Annotated in this window: 13 protein-coding genes; 7 read left to right on the top strand and 6 right to left on the bottom strand. The window is 70.9% G+C overall.

Annotated features, from left to right (window positions below; genetic code table 11):
- The first annotated feature begins 26 nt into the window (after positions 1-26).
- The gene (locus ACZ6DL_RS20885; protein ID WP_466053323.1) at positions 27-638 is read left to right on the top strand and encodes a flavodoxin family protein; all 612 of its coding nucleotides are present in this window, start codon (positions 27-29) and stop codon (positions 636-638) included.
- 48 nt (positions 639-686) lie between these two features.
- On the opposite strand, the gene ACZ6DL_RS20880 is transcribed toward ACZ6DL_RS20885, so the two are convergent.
- Positions 687-1187 carry a hemerythrin domain-containing protein gene (locus ACZ6DL_RS20880; protein WP_040871656.1) on the bottom strand — a complete coding sequence of 167 codons (501 nt, stop codon included), beginning with the start codon at positions 1185-1187 and terminating at the stop codon, positions 687-689.
- A gap of 135 nt (positions 1188-1322) precedes the next feature.
- On the opposite strand from ACZ6DL_RS20880, the gene ACZ6DL_RS20875 reads away from it, so the two are divergent.
- On the top strand, positions 1323-1811 hold the full coding sequence (locus ACZ6DL_RS20875) for a CinA family protein (protein WP_466053321.1): 489 nt from the start codon (positions 1323-1325) through the stop codon (positions 1809-1811).
- Positions 1812-1818: 7 nt separating this feature from the next.
- On the opposite strand, the gene ACZ6DL_RS20870 is transcribed toward ACZ6DL_RS20875, so the two are convergent.
- The 4 genes from ACZ6DL_RS20870 to ACZ6DL_RS20855 form a co-directional block, all read right to left on the bottom strand.
- Entirely contained in the window at positions 1819-2028 is a 210-nt protein-coding gene (locus ACZ6DL_RS20870) for a CDGSH iron-sulfur domain-containing protein (protein WP_063052993.1), read from the bottom strand.
- Positions 2006-2659, bottom strand: a complete 654-nt coding sequence (locus tag ACZ6DL_RS20865; RefSeq protein WP_466053781.1) for a HemK2/MTQ2 family protein methyltransferase — start codon at positions 2657-2659, stop codon at positions 2006-2008. Before ACZ6DL_RS20865 ends, ACZ6DL_RS20870 begins: the two co-directional genes overlap by 23 nt.
- A gap of 31 nt (positions 2660-2690) precedes the next feature.
- Positions 2691-3707, bottom strand: coding sequence for an iron-containing redox enzyme family protein (locus ACZ6DL_RS20860; protein WP_466053318.1), 1017 nt, complete (start codon positions 3705-3707; stop codon positions 2691-2693).
- A 127-nt stretch (positions 3708-3834) separates the two neighbouring features.
- Positions 3835-4170, bottom strand: coding sequence for a histone-like nucleoid-structuring protein Lsr2 (locus ACZ6DL_RS20855; protein ID WP_159928739.1), 336 nt, complete (start codon positions 4168-4170; stop codon positions 3835-3837).
- Between the two features lie 773 nt (positions 4171-4943).
- Here ACZ6DL_RS20855 and ACZ6DL_RS20850 point away from each other — a divergent pair.
- From ACZ6DL_RS20850 to ACZ6DL_RS20830, 5 genes are all read left to right on the top strand, one after another.
- Positions 4944-6236, top strand: coding sequence for a glycosyltransferase (locus ACZ6DL_RS20850; RefSeq protein ID WP_466053316.1), 1293 nt, complete (start codon positions 4944-4946; stop codon positions 6234-6236).
- A gap of 88 nt (positions 6237-6324) precedes the next feature.
- Positions 6325-16398 carry an HAD-IIIC family phosphatase gene (locus ACZ6DL_RS20845; protein WP_466053314.1) on the top strand — a complete coding sequence of 3358 codons (10074 nt, stop codon included), beginning with the start codon at positions 6325-6327 and terminating at the stop codon, positions 16396-16398.
- A gap of 23 nt (positions 16399-16421) precedes the next feature.
- Positions 16422-18671, top strand: a complete 2250-nt coding sequence (locus ACZ6DL_RS20840; RefSeq protein WP_466053312.1) for a thioester reductase domain-containing protein — start codon at positions 16422-16424, stop codon at positions 18669-18671.
- Positions 18671-19765, top strand: a complete 1095-nt coding sequence (locus ACZ6DL_RS20835; protein WP_466053310.1) for an alpha/beta hydrolase — start codon at positions 18671-18673, stop codon at positions 19763-19765. Before ACZ6DL_RS20840 ends, ACZ6DL_RS20835 begins: the two co-directional genes overlap by 1 nt.
- Positions 19762-21003, top strand: a complete 1242-nt coding sequence (locus ACZ6DL_RS20830; protein WP_466053308.1) for a glycosyltransferase — start codon at positions 19762-19764, stop codon at positions 21001-21003. The genes ACZ6DL_RS20835 and ACZ6DL_RS20830 overlap by 4 nt, the downstream gene beginning before the upstream one ends.
- Here the strand turns inward: ACZ6DL_RS20830 and ACZ6DL_RS20825 are convergent.
- Positions 20986-21984 (bottom strand): Gfo/Idh/MocA family protein, encoded by a 999-nt coding sequence (locus tag ACZ6DL_RS20825; RefSeq protein ID WP_466053306.1) that lies wholly within the window; start codon positions 21982-21984, stop codon positions 20986-20988. The genes ACZ6DL_RS20830 and ACZ6DL_RS20825 overlap by 18 nt on opposite strands.
- Between the last annotated feature and the right edge of the window lie 11 nt (positions 21985-21995).

The following is a 21995-nucleotide window of genomic DNA, read 5'->3' as shown; positions in this document are numbered from 1 at the left end:
ACATGGTGAATCAGGAGGTTTCCTTCATGGCCGGACCGACCGCACTCGCGCTGGTGTGCACGCTGAAGAAGTCGCCCGCCGAATCCAGCAGCGACCTCATCGCCCGCCAGGTGCTCGACGAACTGGCCGGGCACGGCGTGCAGGGCACGGTGCTGCGCGTGGTGGACTACGACGTGCTGCCCGGCGTCACCGCCGACGAGGGCCCCGGCGACCAGTGGCCCTCGATTCGCGAGCGGGTCGCGGCGGCCGACATCCTGGTGATCTCGACCCCCACCTGGGTCGGGCACATGTCGTCGGTGGCGCAACGGGTGCTGGAGCGATTGGACGCCGAACTGTCCGAGACCGACGAGGCGGGCCGTCCGGCGATGGTCGGCAAGGTGGCCACGGTCGCGGTGGTCGGCAACGAGGACGGCGCGCACAAGATCGTCGCCGATCTGTATCAGGGGCTCAACGACATCGGATTCACCATTCCGGCGCAGGGCTGCACGTACTGGAACGATCAAGCCATGGGCGGCACCGATTACCAGGATCTCGATTCGGTGCCCAAGGCGGTGGCCTCGGCCACCGCCGCGCTGGCCAGGAACGCCGCCCACCTGGCCCGGCTGCTGGGCACGCAGCAGTACCCGCCCGCCGACTGAACACTCACGCGATGGCGCCGGCGCCTCCCCCGAGGCGCCGGCGCGTGTTCAGGCCAGCACAGCGTCCACCGTCTTCTTCAGGGCCGAGGGCTGGGCGGGCGAGGTCGGCGCCTTCTTCCTGAGCTCCTGCATCCGGGCCCCGATCTCCTGAAGCTGCTTGCGCCCCAGGCTTTCGCGCACCTTGGGGAACCACTCGTTCTCTTCCTCGTCGATGTGGTGGTCGACGTTCTCGATCAGCACGGTGGTCTTCGCGGTGAAGTGCTCGTCGTCGGGCTTCATCATCGACAACTCGGTGACCAGCACGTCGGCGACGTGATGCTCCTCGTAGGACTCCAGGATGTCGTCCTCGAGCTCCGGAACGAGTTTGCGGACCTCGGGGTACATGCACTCGTTCTCGAGATACGTGTGCACGGTGAGCGCCTCGATGATCTTCTTCACCACCTTGCCCTTGGTCTGCGTGGCGTCTTCGCCCGCCTTCTCGAACTCGCGGAACAGTTTCCGGATCGCCTTGTGGTCGTCGCGCAGCAGCACGATCGCGTCGGTCGTCATCGCTTTCTCCTTGCGTCAAGGGCCGGTTCTCTGCCGACATTCCCGGCGCCGCCGCACCGAAACCGGGTGGCTGCCGTGCCGGCGGACACGGGCCGGGCCGTAGGGTGAGCTGCACACAGCGCAGAAAGGACGCAGATGCCACAGGCGGACGAGAACGCACATGAGCTGGCCGAATCGGCGCAGCAGTCGGAGATCACCGTGGCGGTCGCCGAATCGCTCACCGCCGGCCGGCTTTCCGCCACGCTGGGTGCGGCGCCGAACTCGTCCGAATGGTTCCGCGGCGGCCTCGTGGCCTACAGCACGGAGGTCAAGCGCACGGTCCTGGGTGTGCCCGACGTGCCGGTGGTCTCACAGACGGCGGCCGAAGCGATGGCCACCGGAGTCCGCGGCTTGCTGAAAGCGGCTGTCTCCGTTGCGGTCACCGGTGCGGGCGGCCCGGACCCGCAGGACGGTCAGCCGCCGGGCTCGGTCTGGTTCGCGATCGCCACCGAGCACGGCGTGCGCGCGTGGCACCGTCAGTTCGACGGCGAACCGGTGGAGGTGGTCGAGCAGACCGTCGCCTGCGCCACCGAATCGCTGCTCGACACCGTTCGCTCGCTGGGTTCGGACGGTTCCCCGGCGTGACCCGCGGTCATGACGAACGGCGATGCCTGCGGTGGCTGGTGTCGCAGAACGGATAGTTCTTCGAGCGCTTGCACAGGCACAGCGCCACCAGGAACCGGTCGGAGCGCACCGTCCGCCCGTCCGCGGTGACGAACTCCACCGGGCCCTCGATCAGGGCGGGACCGTCGGCGGTGAGCGTCACTCGCCGCCACTGCTCATTGTCGGATGCGGTCGGCACGGATCACCACCAGATCTTCCATTCGTTGACCGGGCCCGATCAGCCCGGCCGATTCCAGCCACTGCGCGCGCCGGCGCAGCACGGGCCCGAACGGCACGGTCGCCCGTGCCACGATCGCGGCCTTGAGTTCTCGCTCCCGCAGTTGCGCCAACGTCGAATCCGGATCGCTCAGCGCCGAATGCACGATCAACGCTACCCCCCGCGGTTTCAGCAGAGTGGGCAGCGCCGCGCACAACTGGTCGAGGATCGCCCTGCCCCCGGCCCCGGCGTCCCAGGCCCGGGCGATGCCGCGGCTGTCGGTGCCCTCGGGCGCGGGGACGTAGGGCGGATTGGCCAGTACCAGATCGAAACTGCGCCCGCCCAGGACCGCGGCGAAATCACCGCGCAACACCTCCGCGTCGATGCCGCGCAGCCGGCAGTTCAACCACGCGGACACGACGGCGGAACGGGACACGTCCACCGCGGTCACCCGCGCGGCGCCCGTGTACGCGGCGGCGACGGCCAAGGCGCCCGTTCCGGTACACACGTCCAACGCGTGCCCGCCGCGCGGAACGCCCGCTTCGGCCAGAGCACGGACGAGCAACCAGGTGTCCAGCTGCGGCGAATAGACGCCGGGAGGTCGAATCAACATCACATTCGGCGAATAGCCCGCCGAGGCCTGCTTAATCGTCCGCGCCGCCACGCCCGCGCCCGCCATCGCGCAACGAGCCGCGCCCCGCGCGCCAGGACTCCAGCACATGATCAGCGAATCGGTCCTCCAGCAGATTCGTCACCTGGATACCGAACGCCACCGACTCGGTCAGCTCGGGTTCCCGCCGCAGCAGGTCGCCGATCACTCCCGTGCGCATGATCTGCTCGTGCACCGCGTCGGCTTCGACGTGCTCACGGTAGAACAGCACGCACGCCGGATCGGCGTCCAAGCGCTCCAACGCCTGCACCAACCGCTGAGCGCCGGGCGGGGAGGTGATCTCCACCGTGGCGAAATGGCCCACCAGCGCGCCCCGCCACGACCGGTGCAGCCCGAACAGCGACATCATGTTCACCAGCGCGAGCATCGGCGCGGGAACCACGTCCAGATAATGCAGATAGTCCGGATTCAGGCCGGCGGCGGCCAGCAGGTCGGCGTACAGCTGCGCGTGCACGTGTTCGCCGCGCCCGGCCCCGAACTCGTCGAACTCGACCGCCACCAGCGATGCCTTGGCTTGGCCGCGCAGCCGGGGAATCACCCATGCGTACGGATCGGCCTCCTTGTGGTGATAGATCGAACGGTGCACGAAGTACTCGCGCATCTGCCACCACTGGCCCTCGTCGCGCAGGAAACGGCTCACTCCGTCCGGGTCGGCCGGCGTGACCAGCAACCGGTCGAGTTCCGCGTCGAGATCCCCGCCGCCGGGCACGTCCTCGCGCAGCGCCCGCAGGAACCGCTGCTCCAGCACGGCGCGCAGACCCAGCAGGCCCGGATCCCATTCCCATCCCGCGTCGACCGCCGGGAAACCGTGATAGTGCAGCTCGTAGCAGGTGTGCAGGGCCAGGTGCAGGTCTTCGCCGTACGGATCCGCCGGACCCGGCTCCGGCACCGAGCCACCCGGTTCGCCGCGCAGCAGCTCCACCACCGCTTCCGACAGCTCGCCACGCGGGCGGGGCAGTTCCTGCTTCGGGGCGCCTAACATGACCGTCATACCGGTCGCTTACCCCGGTGCGGCGCTGTTATCGCGGCATCGCGCGGAAAAGTACGGCACTGTGGCCGGCCCGCGCCGCCGCTGCGGCGCGGGCACTTCAGGCCACCGATCGATGTACTTTCCGGAATTACCCGTTCGCCTTCTTGTACGCCTCGACGACCTCGGCGGAGATCCGTCCACGCGCCGACACATCTATGCCGTTCTTGCGCGCCCATTCCCGGATCACCGTGGCCTGTTCCCGATCGGTCGCCGACCGCAGAACACCGCCGCGGCCGCGGCGCGCGCGACCGACCTTGCGGGCATACGGAACCCATTGCTCGAAGAATCCACGTAACTGACCGGCATTGTCCGCCGACAAGTCCATCTCGTAGGCCACGCCGTCCACGGCGAAAGACACTGTTTCCTCGGCCTGAGACTTGCCGTCGTAGTCATCGACCAGTGTCACGACGACCTTGCGTGCCATAGAGATAATCCCTTCACGGTTACCGAGCGCGTGCAGTCGAAAAAACAATCGTAGCCAGTAGATAACAGATCGGTTCCGCCTCTGGAACGGCGGGGTCCCTTCCGCGGCACGGGATGAGTCGCAGCGAGCGACGCACGCCGACAACCGTCGAGCCTCCACATATTGCCCGCGCATCGGGCGAAGCCGCAAACTCGACCCGGACGAGGCTTGCTGTGGCACGGACATTTCCGGCGATACCCGGATTCCGGGGGCACTGCCGACGCCCGGCGTCGTGGCGGCGGTCGCCGGGCTCGACCCACACGGCGTCGGGTCACCGGCCGGCGCCGCGCTGGTGCACCGCACCGAAACAGTCGTTCGCACTCCGTACCCGAGATCCCCGCGACGCCGGAATCCGCTGCCGCCGCGAATTTTTCGCCGAGCCGGCGCACGGCACCGCGGTCGGGCCACTCCCACCGGTGAGAAGGGAACGATTCGGCCCGCGCCTAGTCTGGACGGCGCCCGGTCGAGCCGGAATACTGGCCTGCGCCGGTTTCGCGGGAGCCGATCACGCCGAGTGTGACGCGGCCGGTCGGCTCACCTTCGGACGAAAGGATCATCTCCCGATTCTGCGAACAGTGTCGGCCCGTTGAGAACGGCGGGGGGCCGAGTACCGTTCCGAACTCTGTCGAGCGAGCAGGACGTCCGCGGGAGGCGGATCCCTGCAACGAACCAGATATCGGCCGATTCGTGGAATCCGGCCGGACGAGCCCAGTGCACGAGCGGAAGTCGATAGTATGCGTGTGGCCTTGTTGCCCGCAGGTACCAGGGGCGATCATCAACCGTATCTCGCGTTGGCGCACGAATTCCGTGCCCGCGGGCACGAAGTGGAAATCACCGCCACCCGCAATCAAGCGCACATCGTGCGCAAGGCGGGCTTCGAGCCTCGGGTGATTCCCTTCGACGCCGCGGAACTGCTCGAGACGACCGCGGCGAAGCGAGCGCTGGCCTCCGGAAAGACGCTGCCGTTCATTCGCATCATGCTCGACACGGTGCGGATCATCGAGGGTGAGCGTGGTGTGGCGATGCACGAGGTGCTCGCGCGAACCTGCGCGTCCGCCGATGTCGTCGTCGCGTGCGCGTCGACGCTGCCGTGGGCGATGGAGTTCCGCGAGAAGACCGGCACCCCGGTGATCGGCTGCCTGCCCTACCCGCTCGAACGCACCGATGAGTTCCCGTCGTCGTTCATGGCGAAGAACATGACCTCGTCCCGGATTCTGTCGCGGGCGACCTACAGCCTTTTCGAATTGTCCTACACGTTCCTGTATCGCAAGGTCGACCGACAATTGCGCCGTCAGATGGGTTTGGCGGGCAGGCCGCGCAATCCTTTCCGGCGCCTGCGTGCCGAACGGATACCGCTCGTCCACATGGTGAGCCCCGTGCTGTTGCCGAAGCCGCACGATTGGCCCGAACGCGCCACGATCGTGGGCGCCTCCATTCTGCCCTCGTTGCTGCGCGACGCCTGGGGCGAAGCGGTCGTCGACCCGGAACTCGACGCCTGGCTCGACGAAGGGGAGCCCCCGATCTATTTCTGCATGACCGGAATGCCCGTGCTCGATCCGGTGGAATGCCGCGAGATGATCGCGACGGTCTGCGCGCGCTTGGGGGCGCGGGCACTCGTCACCGTGAAAGGCGACGGATTCCCGAAAGGATTCAGCGCCGACCGCACCCTGCTGATCCTCGATTCGTTCGATTACGACCGCGTCCTGCCGCGCTGCGCCGCGGTGGTGCATCACGGCGGCAGCGGAAATACCCACGACGTGGTGCGGGCGGGGATTCCTGCCGTGGTGATCCCGGTGCACAGCGATCAATTCTTCTACGGCTGGCGGATCGCCGCGCTCGGTATCGGCGCGACGTTCCCCTATCGCACGATCACCCCCGATCGTCTGCACCAGGCGCTGGCGCAGGCTCTCACGCCGCGGATGCGGCAGCGAGCGGCCGAAATCGGCCGCACGGTCGCGCGGGAGAACGGTGTACTCGCGGCGGTCGACGCCGCCGAGAAACTGGCCGCCGCGACACCCCGACCATGAGACGCCGGGCGGCCGCCGCGCGCGATCGCGGCGTCGTCCGGCGCGCGCACGACCACCGTGACAGTCGAGTTCCGAAGGTTGTTACCGCATGACCGATTACCGTTCGTTCGTCGATGTCCTGCTCGCCCGCGGCGAGACCATGACCGACACCACGGCGTACCGCTTCCTGCGCACCGGTGACGCCGACGGCGCCATCGACGAGATCACCTACGCCGCCGTGTCGGCCCGGGCGCGGGCCATCGCCGCCGCGTTGCAGGACGGCGGCGTCCGCCGGGCCCTGCTGCTGTATCCGTCCGGATTGGATTTCATCGCGGCCTTTTTCGGCTGCCTGGCCGCGAACGTCGTCGCCGTGCCCGCGCCACTGCCGCAACTGGATGCCCGGTCGCTGCGGCGGTTGCGGCACATGGTCACCGATGCCGACGTCGGCGCGGTGCTCACCACCGGCCAGGTCCGCGTCGACGCGACCGCGGCGGTCGCGGAAGTTCCCGAACTGGGTGCGCTCACGTGGCTGGCGACCGACGAGATCCCCGACGACGCGGCCGCCGCATGGCGACAGCCCGCCGTCGGCCCGGACTCGGTCGCCTTCCTGCAATACACCTCGGGTTCCACCAGCGCGCCCCGCGGCGTCGTGGTCACCCACGCGAACCTGCTGCACAACGAGCGCGCCATCGCCACGGCACTGGGCCATACACCGGAGCTGCTGGCCTCGCTCACCGACGCGCTGTTCGTCAGCTGGCTGCCGATGTACCACGATATGGGGCTCATCGCGCCGGTACTACAGACGATGTTCGTCGGCGCGAACGCGGTGCTGTTGTCTCCCCGGCATTTTCTGCAACGCCCCGAACGCTGGCCGCAGGCGGTGTCGAAGTTCGCCGCGCACACCAGCGGCGGTCCCAACTTCGGCTACGAACTGTGCCTGCGCCGGATGACCTCCGCGCAGATCGACCGGCTCGACCTGCGCGGCTGGAAGGTAGCGTTCAACGGCTCGGAGACGGTGCGCCCGGCCACCGTGCGCCGGTTCGCCGACACCTTCGCGAGCGCCGGATTCCGGGCCGAATCGTTCCAGCCGGTCTACGGCTTGGCCGAGGCGACGCTCATCGTCAGCGCCGCCGAACTCGGTGCGCCTCCGACGGTCGTCCTGCCGCCCGGGCGCTCCGAGCTGGCCGGCGTGGGACGCCCGGCCGAAGGGCTGTCGATCGTCATCGTCGACCCCGAGCGCCGCACCGAGTGCGCCGAAGGCACCGAGGGCGAGATCTGGGTGTCCGGGACGAGTGTCGCCGCCGGATATTTCGGCAACGAAGCGGCCACCGCCGAGACCTTCCACGCCCGGCTCGGCGACGACGATCGCGCTTTCCTGCGTACCGGGGATCTGGGTTTCGTCTCCGGCGGTGAGCTGTTCGTCACGGGCAGGCGCAAGGATCTGCTGATCATCGACGGCAAGAACCACTACCCGCAGGATCTGGAGCTGACGGCCGAAACCGCGCACGACACCGTGCGCGCGGGCTGCGTCGCGGCGTTCTCCGTGGACGAGGGCCTCGACGGGGAACTGCCCGTAGTGGTCGCGGAGGTACGCACCGAGGATCCGGCCGAACTCGCCGACGCCGAGGACGCGATCCGCGCGGCGATCGGCGCGGAGCACGGACTCACATTGCGGTCGGTGGTCTTGATCCGGCCCGGCGCCCTCCTCAAGACCAGCAGTGGCAAGGTGCAGCGGCAAGCCTGCCGCGCCGCGTATCTCGACGACGCGTTGTCCCCGTTGCTGTCCCTGCGAGGCGAATTCGACGAGACCGGCGTCCCGCCCACCGCACCAGGCGGTGCGGCGATGAGCGCCGAAGCCATGCAGAGCCGACTGGTGGACATCATCGCCCGGCTGGCGTATCTCGATCCGGCCCGCATCGACGTGCACCGGCCGCTGGTCGAATTCGGTCTCGGCTCCGCCGATCTGGTCGAACTCGTTGTGGAGCTGTCCGACCAGGTCGGGCGGACCTTGGACACCAACCTGTTCTTCGAGCACCCCACCATCGCGCAAGTGGTGGCGGCGCTGCACCCCGCCGAAGCAGGGGCCGCGCCGGTCCCGGACCGACAGCGCACCGACAGCGAACCCGCCGCCGTGCCCCTCGTGGCCCGGGCACGCACCGGAACCGAAGCCGCGCCCGTCCCGCCCGGGCGCACCGACGATGCCATCGCGATCATCGCGATGGCCTGTCGTTTCCCCGGCGGCGCCGACGATCCGGAATCGCTGTGGCGCCTGCTGGACGAGGGGCGCGACGGCCTGTCCGAGGTGCCGCCCGGGCGCTGGAGCATCGACGGGCTCTACGACCCGGACCCGGCCGCCGAGGGCAAGGCGTACACCTTCCGCGGCGGATACCTCACCCAGGTGGACGAGTTCGACGCCGCGTTCTTCGGTATCGGCCCGCGTGAGGCGGCGGTGATGGACCCGCAGCAGCGGCTCATGCTGGAACTGAGCTGGGAGGCGATCGAACGGTCCGGTCGCGACCCCAGGCGATTGCAGGGCAGCATGACCGGTGTCTATTTCGGGGTGTACAGCACCGGCTATCTCGCCGACCCGGCTCCGCAGCAGTTGAACGGGCAGGTCGGCACCGGGCTGGCGCCGGCCGTGGCATCCGGACGGATCGCGTACACACTCGGATTGCACGGTCCGGCCGTCACCCTCGACACCGCGTGCTCCTCCTCGATCGTCGCCATGCACCTGGCCGCGCAGGCGTTGCGCGGGGGCGAATGCGATCTGGCCCTTGCGGGCGGCACGACGCTGCTGATGAGCCCGACCGCGCACGTGGAGCTGTGCAAACTCGGTGTGCTGTCGCCGTCGGGGCGGTGCGCGCCGTTCTCGGCGGGGGCGGACGGCACGGTGTGGGCCGAGGGCGCCGGTCTGGTGCTGCTGAAGCGGCTCGACGACGCCCGGCGGGACGGTGACCGGGTGCTCGCGGTGTTCCGCGGCTCCGCGGTCAACCAGGACGGCCGCAGCCAAGGCATCAGCGCTCCCAACGGTTTCGCGCAGGAGCAGGTCATCAAGGCGGCGTTGCGCTCGGCCGGGCTGACACCCGCGGACGTGGACTACGTCGAAGCGCACGGCACCGGCACCGCCCTCGGCGATCCGATCGAAGCCCGCGCCCTGGCGCGCGTCTTCGGTCCCGGCCGCGAACCCGGGCGCCCGCTCGGCGTGGGCTCGCTGAAGTCCAACGTGGGCCACACCCAGGCCGCGGCGGGAATCGGCGGGGTCATCAAACTGGTTCTCGGGCTACAGCACGAGCGGATACCGGGGATGGCCCACGACGGGCCGCCGACATCGCACATCGACTGGGCCGGTAGCGGTTTGGTTGTGCACACCGATTCGGCACCATGGCCGCGCGGCGCCCGGCCCCGCCGCGCGGGCGTCAGTGCGTTCGGGCTCAGCGGAACCAACGCCCACCTGATCCTCGAGGACCCGCCCGCCCTCGACGACACGTCCGACTCGTTCGACGACGCTCCGGACGACCGCCGGGTCGCGCTGCTGCCGATCTCGGCCCGCAACCGGGCCTCGCTGCACGGTCAGGCGCGTCGCCTGCTCGCGCACGTCACCGGCGACCCCGCGCTGGACCCCGCCCCGGTGTCGCGCTCGCTGGCGTTGCAGCGCACACCGTTCGAATGGCGCGCCGTCCTCGTCGCGGGTACACGCGACGAAATGCTGTCCGGCCTTGGCGATCTGGTCGAGGAACGGGCAGCGCCCGATGTCGTGGCCGCCACGGACGCGGCGCTCACCGCGGGCAAGACCGCGTTCGTCTTCCCCGGGCAAGGCGTGCAGTGGGCGGGGATGGCGCGCGACATGCTGGCCCGGTCGGAGGTGTTCCGCGCCGAGTTCGCCCGCTGCGACGAAGCGTTCCGGCACCGCACCGGATGGTCGCTGGCGACCGGGCTGTTCACCTTCACCGCGGCGCAACTCGGCGACTTCACCCTCGTGCAACCGCTGCTGTTCGCCACGATGGCGGCGCTCGCGGCCACCTGGCGGGACGCGGGCGTCACACCGGATGCCGTGATCGGGCACAGCCAGGGCGAGATCGCCGCCGCCTACGTCTCGGGCGCGCTGAGCCTCGACGACGCCGCCCGCGTGGTCGTGGCACGCAGCCGCCTGATGGCGGGCATCACCGAGGAAGGCGCGATGGCGATGGTCGGCCTGCCCGCGCACCGGCTCGCGGAACGCTTGGCAGCCGACGAGGCGGTGTCGGTCGCGGCGATCAATGTGCCCGGCTCGACGATCGTGGCCGGAGCCCGCCACGCGGTGGAGACACTGGTGCGTGCACTGCGGGACGACCAGGTCGAGGTGCGGGTGCTGGCCGCGGGACCGGCGCTGGCGGGGCATTCCGCGCTGCTGGAACCGATCCGGCAGCAACTGCTGGACGAACTCGCCGGGTTGAGCGCCGCTGCACCGGACGTCGCGTGGTACTCCACCGTGCTCGGCGAACAGATGGTGGACGACTCCGCCGACGGCGGCTACTGGTACCGCAACGCGCGCGAACCGGTCCGGTTCGCGAGCACGATCGAGCGCATGATCGGCGACGGGTTCCGGTATTTCGTCGAACTCGGGGTGCATCCGCTGCTGACCACGGCGGTGCGGGCGGTCGCGGAGGACATCGGCGGCGAGGTCGTGGCGGTCGGTTCGCTGGTGCGCGACGAGGACGGGCCACGCAGCCTGGCCCGCGCCCAAGCAGCGCTCTGGGTGGCGGGCCGCGACCTGGACTGGTCACGCCTTGTGCCCGCGCGCGGGAGCGTCGAGCTGCCGACCTACGCCTTCGACCGGCGGCGGTTCTGGACCGAGTCGGTGTCCGAGGACGCCGCGGCACTGGGGTTGCGGCCCGCGGGTCATCCTTTCGTCGGCGCGGTCGTGCCGCACCCCGATTCCGGCGGCGTGACGCTGACCGGCCGGATCTCCCTGCGAACGCATCCGTGGCTGGCCGAGCACGCCGCGCCCGCCGCGGTCGTCCTGCCCGGCACCGGGCTGGTCGAGCTCGCGGTCCGCGCCGGCGACGAGGTGGCCGCCGGACACGTGCGCGAACTCGTGCTCCACGCGCCGCTGGTGCTCGCGCAGGATGCCGCGGTGCAGATCCAAGTGGTGGTCGCCGACGCCGACCCCGACGGTGACCACCCGGTGTCGATCCACTCCCGCCTCGAGGGCGATCTCGACACCTCGTGGACGTTGCACGCCCGCGGGGTGCTGGCGGCGACGCACGGAGCCGAAACCATCGGCGGCGACAGCGCGCAGTGGCCTCCGGCGGGTGCGACGGCCGTGGACGTGGCCGGCATGTACGCGCGGCTGTCCGATCGCGGACACCGGTACGGGCCGCTGTTCCGGTCGGTGCGCGCGGCGTGGCGGCGCGGGGAGGAAGTCTTCGCCGACGTGGCGCTTCCGGAGTCCGCGCACGGCGACGCCGCGCGGTTCGAGATCCATCCCGCGTTGCTCGACTCCGCCCTCCACGCGGCGCTGCTGCTCGGCGCGGACGACAGTGGTTCGGCGCTGCTGCCGTTCGCCTGGGCGGGGGTGAGCTTGCATGCCTCCGGCGCGACGGCGTTGCGCGTCCGGATCACCCGTGACGGCTCGGACGGGGTGCGTGTCCTGGCGAACGATCACACCGGCCGCCCGGTCGTGTCGGTGCGGTCGCTGATCCTGCGGCCCGCGCCCGACGCGCAGGTGCTCGACGGGGCGCTGTCCGCCGCGCACCGCACGTTGTTCCGGCCGGAGTGGTCGGCGCTCGCGGCGCCGACGGCGGTCCGGCCGGTCACCGCCGTGCCCTGGTCGCGGCTCGGCACGCACGATCCGGCGCCGGAGGCGGTGCTCATCGACGTCACCGAGGGTGATTCGATCGACGCCGTGCACGCCGCGGTCCGGCGCACGCTGGAAGCCTTGCAAGCGGCACTCGACGATCCTCGCCTGACGGCGGCGACCATCGTCGTGCGCACCCGCCGGGCGATGGCGCTGCCCGGCGAGGACGTCCCGAACACCGCGGGAGCGGCGGTCTGGGGCCTGGCGCGGGCGGCGCAGTCGGAGAACCCGGATCGCATCGTGCTGGTCGACAGCGCCGACGCCGAGGTCGACATCGCGACCGTCCTGGCCTGCGGGGCGGCACAGGTTCTCGTGCGCGACGGCGCCCTGTCCGCGCCACGGCTCGCGCGAGCGCCCATGGCCGAGGCCGCGCGGGGCAGCGTGGAGTTCGGCGACGGATACGTGCTCGTCACCGGAGCGCCGGGACGGCTCGGCTCGCTGCTGGCCCGGCATCTGGTGCGGGCCCACGGGGTCGGCAAGCTGCTGCTGGTCAGCCGCCGGGGCGCCGACGGTCCCGGTGCCGAGGAGTTGCGCGCCGAACTCACCGGTCTCGGAGCGGACGTGGTCTTCGCCCGCTCCGACGTGGCCGATCGCGCCGCGCTGGCAGAGGTGCTGCGCGGGCGCACGCTCAGCGGCGTCGTCCACGCCGCGATGGTGCTCGACGACGGCACGCTGGGCTCGCTGACTCCCGACCGGCTCGCCGCGGTACTGCGGCCGAAGGTCGACGCGGCGCATCATCTGCATGAGCTGACCGCGGGCATGGACCTGTCGTGCTTCGTGCTGTTCTCCTCCGTGGCGGGCGTCCTGGGCAATCCCGGCCAGGCGAACTACGCCGCCGCCAACGCCTACCTCGACGCCCTCGCCACCCACCGCGTCGCCCGAGGGCGCACCGCGCAGTCGCTGGCGTGGGGTCCGTGGAGCCTGGACATGCACGAGGTGATGGCGGCGGCGGACATCCGTCGCATGGAACGCTCCGGCATGCGCCCGCTCAGCGCGCAGGACGGTTTGGCCGCGTTCGACGCGGCGCTGCGGCGGGCCGAGCCGGTGCTGGCGCCGATGCGGATCGATGCCGACGCGATGCGGCGCGCGCCGTATGTGCCGTTGCTGCTGCGCGAGCTGATCCGTCCGCCTGCGCGCCGCACGGCCGCGCACCGCGACGTCGCGGACCCGTCGGCACGGTCGCGTTTCGCCGAGCGGCTGCGCGGATTGCCGCTCGGTGAGGCGACCGCGGTCGCGGTCGATGTGGTGGCGCGCGTCGCCGCCGGCGTGCTGGGGCATACCGGTGCGGATGCGATCGCACCGGACCGGTCGTTCCAAGGGCTGGGCATGGATTCGCTGATGGCGGTGGAACTGCGCAACCGGTTGCGCGACGATACCGGCATCCTGGTCCCGCTCGGCGAGATCCTCGCCAACCAGAGCGCGGCCGCGCTGGCCGAATACCTAGTCGCCGAAGCGGCGCACACGGATACCGCCGTAGCTGCCGCGCGGCCGGCCGAGCAGGACGTCCCCGAGGTCGTCACCCTGCCCGTCACCCGAGACCTGATGCGGCTGTTGCGCACCGCCCAGCAGGGCATTCCGAGTGTCGCCCAGACCGGCGGACTGGCCATGCGCCTGCCCAGGGCGGTCGGCCACGCCGAAGCGGAAGCGATGCTCGCCCGCCTCGCCGGACGCCACGCCGCGCTGCGCACGGTGATCGTGCCCAGCGACGAGCACGGCACCCGGCTGCAGGTACGGTCCCGCCCGGGCGGGCCGCTGCTGCGCAGTTCGGCCGTCGACCGGCTCGACGACGCCGTCGCGCGCACCCGGTTCCGTGAACTGATGCGCGAACCGTTCGACCTGGCGCAGGGGCCGCTGTGGCGGTTCGAACTGCTGACGTCCGAGTCCGGCGAACAGACACTGATCTTCGGCGCCCACCACGGCATGTGTGATGTCCAATCGATGATGCTGGTCGCCGGGGAGATCGGGGCCGAGCTGTCCGGCACGGAATTCCCGGAAACACTGTCCAACAAGGACATCCACGATCTGCTCGCCGCGCAGGCACCGCAGGCCGAGCCCGACGCCGCATGGCGCCGGGAGTTCGCCGGCTGCCGCCGCCTCGACCTCACCCTCGCCCGCCCCCGGCCCGCGCAGCGCAGTCACCGAGCCGGTGAGGTGCTGCTGGAACTGCCCGCGGGGCTGCAGGATCGCGCGGCCCGGCGGGCCCGGGAGCTGGGCATAACGCCGGCGGCGCTGTTCCTCGGCACGCTGACGGTGCTGCTGGCCCGGCGGCAGGACACCGATCGTTTCGCGCTCGCCGTCCCGGTGGACACCCGCATCCACGCCGACGCGCCGACGGCCGTCGGCTATTTCGGTGTGCCGGTGCCCTATCCGGCGACCGTCGAGCCCGGCGAGTCGATCGATGACCTGCTGCGCCGGACCGGCGACCGGCTGCGGCGGCTGCTGGTGCCCGGAGCGGGTTTCTCCGACGTGCTCACCACGCTCGCCGCGGAGGGCCTGTATCGGGACAACGCGCCGCTGGTCGAGGTGTACTTCAACTATCTGCGGGCCAATTCCGCCGTGCACCGCGCGGACCTGGTCCCGGTGGGGACCGGTTACTCCGATCTCGACCTCATGGTGGCCGTGCTGGCCGACGCGGATCAGGTCTGGTTCACCTACAACGCCGACATCATCGACGACGCGACCTGCGCCCGTCTCGGGCAGGACTACCTGGCACTGCTCGGCGAGGTGGTCGAGCACTCCGGGTTGCCGGTGCGCCCACCGCGCACGGACACACCGCGAGGCGTCGCGTTCGGGGCCACGTTCGCGCTCGGGAAGCTGCCGGATCTGTACAGCGCGGCGGCGCATGCCCACGGTGCGGACGGCCGGACCGTGCTCGAAGCGCCCTACCATCACGTCCTGGCCGGATTGCGCGACCCGTCCGGGGTCTTCGCCCAGCCGTCGACCGCTCTGGGCATCGTGCTGCTGCGGGCGGCGGACCTGGAGCGATTCGGTCCGCTCACCGACGACTCGCTCGCCGAACTGGCGGAGCAGTACCCGGCCGCCGTCCGGGAGGCCGCCGAGCGTGCCCGGGTGCCGATCATCGTCGGCCTGCTTCCCGCCCCCGTTCTCGACGAGCGGTTGCTGCGGTGGGAGCGGCTGACCGCCGAACGGCTGCGGGAGATTCCCGGCGTCGCGGTCCTCACCGAAGCCGACTGGACCCGTGACCACCCGGTGGCGCACCGTTTCGACGAGCAGACCGACGCGCTGGCGCACCTGCCGTTCACCGAGGAGTTCCAGGCGGCGGTGGCGCTGACGCTCGCCGCCGTCGCGCGCGTCGCGTTGCTGCCCGCCCCGAAAGTCATCGCCGTGGACGGCGACGACACCTTGTGGAGCGGCGTCGTGGGCGAAATCGGGCCCGCGGCGGTCACTTTCGACCCGCCGCGGATCACGCTGGCGCGGCGACTGCGGCAGTGGCGTGCCGCGGGCACCCTGCTGGTGCTGATCAGCAACAACGACGACGATTCCGTGCACGCGGTCCTGGACCGTCCGGACAGTCCGCTGCGCGCCGCGGACTTCGCCATCGTCTCCACCGGATGGGACAGCAAGGCCGAACGGCTCGAGGAGGCCGCGCGCACCTTGCGTCTGGCATCCGACGACGTGGTCTATCTCGACGACAACCCGGTGGAGATCGCGAAGATGCGTTCCCGTCTGCCGGAAGTGCTCGCGGTGACCTGCCCGCCGATCGAGGAACTGGAGGGCTTCCTGACCCGGTTGTGGCCGGTGACGCCGGTGGCGGTGACCGCGGAGGACGCCGAGCGGGCGGAGTTCTACCGGCACGAACGCGAACGCGACCTGGCCCGTGAACAACTCGACTTCGCGCGGTTCCTCGAGAGCCTGCACCTGGTGGTGACCGTCGAGCGGCTCTCCGGGCGGAGCCGGGCGCGCGCCGCTCAGCTGATCCGGCGCACCAGCCAATTCGTTCTGGGCCCGGGCACCGAGCAGGATGTCGACCGCTGGCAGGAGGACGGCGAGGTGTGGACCGCGGCGGCGCGCGACCGGTTCGGCGACTACGGAACGATCGCCGTGCTCGCGCTGCGCGCCGAGGGGACCGCGCTGGGTGTGCGCGGATGGCATCTCAGCTGCCGCGCCCTCGGCCGCGGCGTCGAGGAACATCTGCTGGGCTGGCTGGCCGACCGCGCGGCCGCGCTGGGTTGCACTACGGTGCGCATGACCGTCCACCGCACCGAGCGCAACGTGCCCGCCCGCCGGTTGGCCGCCGCGCTGGGCGGTGGCGCCACCGATGCCGAGCGGCTCGACGTCGAGGTGCCGCTGGATCGCCTGCGGACGTTCCGGTCCTGGGCGCGATGATCATGGCCGACAAGGAGTTTCCCGTGCGCAGTCCGAACGGCGAGCACCCGCCGCGGCTCGAGCGAGCCGATCGGCGCGACCTCGCCGAGGCCATCGAGCGCGGTGGCGGCCTGGACGTGTCCGCGTTGCTCGCGCGCGCGGGTGGCGACGCGCCCCCCGCGACGGCGGCGATCGAACGTCGCGAACAGTGGGATCCGGAGTCGCTCACGGCGGCGGTCACCCAGGTGGCGAACCGATTCACCGCCGAAACCGTCGGCCCGGACACGGATTTCTTCGACAGCGGCGCCACCTCCGTCGCGGCGGTGCAGTTCGTGGCGGCGCTCGCCCGCGAGCTCGACGTGCACCTGGAGTTGGACGAGGTGTTCGCCGACGCGCGTCCGCGCAGGCTCGCGCAGCGCTGGCTGGGCACCGGTCCGGACGCCAGGGACCACGAGACCATCGCGCCTGCATCCGATTCCGTGGACGACGAGTTCGCGCAGCTGATCTCCGATGTCGCCGGAGCCGACCGGTTACCGCTGGTCGACCCGCCGGAGCGGGTGGTCCCACGCCGTGTGCTGCTCACCGGCGCCACCGGTTTCCTCGGCAGCCATCTGCTGCTGGACCTGTTGCGCGGCAGCGACGCCCACGTCGTCTGCCTGGTCCGCGCGCGGGACGAGACCGACGGCCTCGACCGGCTGGCCGCCGCGCTGACGCGGTTCCTGCTGCCGTGGTCACCGGAGGTGCGCAGGCGGGTGACGGTGCTCACCGGCGACCTGCGGGAGCCGAACCTCGGCCTGTCCGAGCAACGCTGGACCGCGCTGGCGGACGAGGTCGACGCGATCGTCAACGTCGGCGCCGCGGTGGACTTCCTGCGCGGCTACCGATCCCTGCGCCGCGGCAACGTGCTCGGCCCGCTGACCCTCGCCCGGCTGGCCGCCACCGGCAGACCGAAACCGCTGCACCACATCTCCTCGATCGCGGTGTTCAACGAACTCGGCATCGCCTCGATGGGTGAGGACGATCCGGTGGCGAATATCGGCAAGCTCGTGATCGGCTACGACCGGACGAAGTGGGCGGCCGAGGCGGTCATGCGGCGGGCGCGCGAGCACGGACTGGTGGTCACGGTGCTGCGACCCGGCGGAATCGGCGGACACCGGGAGACCGGTGCGCACAACCCCCGCGACCTCAACAGCGGCATCATCGCGGCGCTGTCGCGGTTCGGCACCGTCCCCGCGCTGCGCAATCTCCATGTCGCCCCGGTGGATTGGGTCAGCAAGGTCGCGGCGGCCATCGTGTGCGCGCCGGGGGCGTGGGGCCACAACTACCATCTCACCGGCACGCCGACCTCGCTGGAGCAGATGCTCGGCGAGTCGGCGGCGATCGGCATGGACATGCGGGTGCAGCATTGGGCCGCCTGGTGTGACGAGGTGGTGGAACGGATCCGCACCGAGCCGGTCCCTGAGCTGGAATCGCTGGCGCAGGTGTTGCAGAGCCCGGTCGCGCGCCACCCGCTGGAGACGATGGCCTCCGTCCCCGCCGCCACCGACGACCGAACCCGCGCCTTCCTGCGCGCCCACAACCTGCCCCAGCCGGTCCGCTACGGCGCTCGGTCGCAAAGCAAGACGCTGGAAATGCTCGCGGGCACCGGTCTGGCCAGGCTGCCGCAGCCGCAGGACGCACCGTATCTGTGGTTCGCGGAAACCCTGGCGGGCACCCTCGCAGCCGTGGACGGGGCGGCCGACACGTCCTGCACCCTGAATCTGCGCTTGTCCATCGCGAGCACCCACCAGCTGGTGGCCGGGCGCACGGTCGATGTCGGTGGCGAACTGCGGTGCGCACGCCTGCACGACGAACCCCTCACGGTGTCCGGTGTGCTGTCGGTGCGCCCGCACGACGGCATCCCGATCCGGCACGGACTGCGGCATCCGCTGATGCACTACCGGCTGTCGCTGCGCGACGCCGACGGCGGGACGTGGTGGCTGTCCGGTTACAAATACGCCGAGGCGCGCCGCACCCTCATCAGGCAGGCGCGCACGCTGACCGTGGAACTCGGCCGCGAGGGCGAACCGGCGAGCCTCACCGGCGAAGTCGCCGTCCCGCTGGAGACCTACCTGCGCGATCAGATCGACGGCATCCAGGTCGATCCGCGATTGTCCGAGCGCCAGCGGCGGATCGCGAAACTGTTGTGGCTGAGCTGGTTCGGATCCCAGCTCGGTAAGGGCCTGCTGGAACCGGCGTTGCGTGTGGGCACCGAGCTGCTGGATCTGCGCCGAAACGCGAAGGAGTCGCGCTGATGCTCACCCCGATCCGGCCGGGCGCCGCCCCGACGCTGGAGGAGATCCCGTTCCGTGCCGCCGACGGCCTGCGGCTGGGTTTGCGCCGCGTCATTGCCGCCGAGGCCGACCGGCCCGCGGTCCTGCTGGTCCACGGCCACGGCGTCTCCTCGGAGATGTTCCTGGCGCCGGAGATCCGCACGGTCGTCGACGCGCTGCTCGACGCGGGATACCAACCGTGGCTGCTGGACTGGCGCGGCAGCTCCCGACTGCCCTACAACGCCTCCGGGCCGCGTTTCAGCTTCGACGACGTGGCGCTCTACGACCTCCCCGGAGCCGTCGAGGAGATCCGCCTGCGCATCGGCGACCGGCCGCTGTTCGTGGTCGCGCACTGCGTCGGGGCCTTGGCGCTGTCGATGAGCATGGCCGCGGGACTGCTGCCCGGGTTGGCCGGCGTCGTGGCCCAGGGTGTCTTCCTCACCCCGAAAGTGAGCAACGCGGTGCGGATGCGCGTGCTCGTGGGTGGCGAACTGCTCGGCTCCCGCGTCCACCACCTGGAGTCCGACTTCCGCAGAGTCGGGCTGTGGTCGCGCAAAACGCTGCTCTACGCCCTGCTCACCCGGAAAGGGGAATGCACCGACCCAACCTGCCGGATGGTGCACGGCAGCTGGGGCATGGGCGCGCAGCTGTTCGTCCACGACCATCTCGATCCGCGCACCCACGACCGTTTGGCGGAACTGTTCGGGCCGATCCCGGTGCATGTGCTGCCCCAGCTGCGGCGGATGGAGCTGGCGCACGCGGTGCAACGCTGGAACGACAACGACGACCGCTACCGCGTGCTCCCGGAGAACGCCCTCGACCACGCCGACCGGATCGATTGCCCGGTACTGCTGTTGTCGGGCAGCCGCAACGAGGTCTGGCTCGACTCCAACAAGCTGTGCCACGACGTGCTCACCACCCGCCACCCCGGGCTGGACGTGCGCTACATCGAGATCCCTTCCTACGGCCACCTCGACACCTTCCTCGGTCGCGGCGCCGCACTGGACGTGTACGGGCACATCCTCGAATTCCTCGACGGCTGTGCGCCTTCTGCGTCCGGACGGGGCACCGTGTGAGCGCGGACGACCGCTCGTTGCGCATCGCGATGTTCGCGGACTTCCATCCGGCCACCCTCGGGGGAATCCAGACGTCGATGCGCGCGCAGCGCACGGCCTTGGAACGGCTGGGGCATCACGTCACCGTGTTCACCATCCCCCCGCCGGATCCCGTGCCGCCGGATCCCGGGATCGTCGTGCTCGCCACCACGGCCGGATTGGCCGTGAACGGCTATCCGGTCGCCCTGCCGACCCGAAGGAATGCCCGCCTCATCGACGCGGTGTTCGCCGAGCGCGGTTTCGATGTCGTGCACGCGCAGACCACCTACGGAGCGGGCATCGCCGGATTGCGCGCCGCGCGCCGCCACGGCCTTCCGGCGGTGCAGTCCATGCACAGCCGCGACGACTCCTTCATCGAACGCAATTCCCCGTTCCCCTATCTCGCCGCGCTCACCATGCGCGTGCTGCACGGCAGCTTCGTCGGCCTGCGCGGGACGATGCCGAAGTCGGCGGAAAGCCGCACAGCACGCCACGCCTGGCGACCGCTGGTCGCGCAAGCGCGGGCCGCCGACCACGTCGTGGTGCCGACACGGCATTTCGCCCAGCGGTTGGCCGCGCACGGCGTGGATCGGCCGATGCACGTGGTGTCCAACGGAGTCGACGACGATCTGGTACGCGCTCTCCCCGAGCGACCCCGTGGCCGGGACCCGTTGCTGCGCGTGCTGTGGTGCGGCAGGTTCTCGGCGGAGAAGCGCCCGCTGGACGCCATCGAGGCGGTGCACCGGGCCGAGGGCTGCACCCTCGACATCTACGGTGCGGGAGCGTTGGAGGCGCGCCTGCGCGCGGCCGTCGACCGGCTCGGGCTGCACGAGCGGGTTCGGCTGCACGGCGAGGTGAGCCAGGCGCAGTGCTTGGCGGCCATGCGTGCCCACGATGTGCTGCTGTTCCCCTCCGCCGGGTGTGACACGCAAGGCATGGTTCTGCTCGAGGCGGTCGCGGTGGGCCTTCCCGTGCTGCACTGCGACCCCGACGTCACCGAAACCGTGCCCGAGGGCGGCGAATTCCGGGCCCGCGACGCCTCGACGGCCGCGCTCGCCGAGGCGCTGCGACTGCTGGCGGCTCAGCCGGAACGGCTCACCGCCATGCGCGAGGTCTTGGCACGCCACGCGGGACGAACGCTGCAGTCGCGGTTCACCGAACGACTGGTGGCGGTCTACACCGAGGCGATCACGGCCGCCGCGTCAGGCCGGTTGCCGTAGCGGCAGACCCGCGGCCGCGTAGATCGCATCGATGACGGTCATCGTCGCCACCGCGTCCTGGGCGGAGGTGAGCACCGGCTCCCCGTGCCGCACCGCCGCGACGAAGGCGTCGAGCTGATAGGCGTAGGTGCTGCGGCGCGAGATCTTCTCGGTGCGGCTGCCGCCCTGCGAACGCACCGACAGCCTGCGCGGCAGTTGCGGCGCCACCGGATTGAGCAACCGCAGTTCACCGCGTTCGCCCACCACGCGCGCCCCGATGCGCAGCAGGTCCGACGACCACATCGAGCAGCGCACCCGCCCGGTGTGCCCGGAGGGGAAGCGCAGTTCGGCGCTCATCGCGCGGTCGATGTGCGGGCCGCGCAACTTCGCGGTCGCCGCGACGACCACCGGGTTCTCGCCGCCGAAGACCCGGGCCATGTGCACCGCGTAGCAGCCTGCGTCCATGAGCGCCCCGCCTGCGAGGGCGTAGTCGTAGCGGATGTCGGAGAATCGCGGCAGCGGAAAACACATCGCGGTGTCCACCCGCACCAGCTCGCCGAGTTCGCCGGAGGCGATGATCTCCTCGGCCCGCCTGGTCATCGGGTGGTAGCGGTAGTGGAAGGCCTCCATGACCACCCGGTCCGACGTCGCGGCCAGTGCCGCGATCTCCTCGGCCTCGGCGGCGTTGGCGGTGAACGGTTTCTCGCACAGCACGTGCTTGCCCGCGGCGAGCGCCTCTTTCGTCCACCGGCCGTGCAGACCGTTCGGCAGCGGGTTGTAGACCGCGTCGATGTCGGGCGCGGCGATCAGCGCGGCATAGCTGTCGAAGACCCGCGCGATGCCGTGTTCGCGCGCGAACGCCCGCCCGCGTTCCGGCTCGCGGGCAGCCACGGCGGCGACCACCGTGTCCGCGTTCGCCCCGGCGGGTCGCACGACGGCGGCGGGCGCGATGCGGGCGGCGCCAAGGATGCCGATCCGCAGGGGCTGTCCGGATTGTGTCATGGGCGCGACTG

The sequence above is a fragment of the Nocardia sp. NPDC041819 genome (assembly GCF_055590505.1).
Note: the sequence above shows the minus strand (reverse complement) of the source record. Positions and strands in the feature narration are given on the sequence as shown.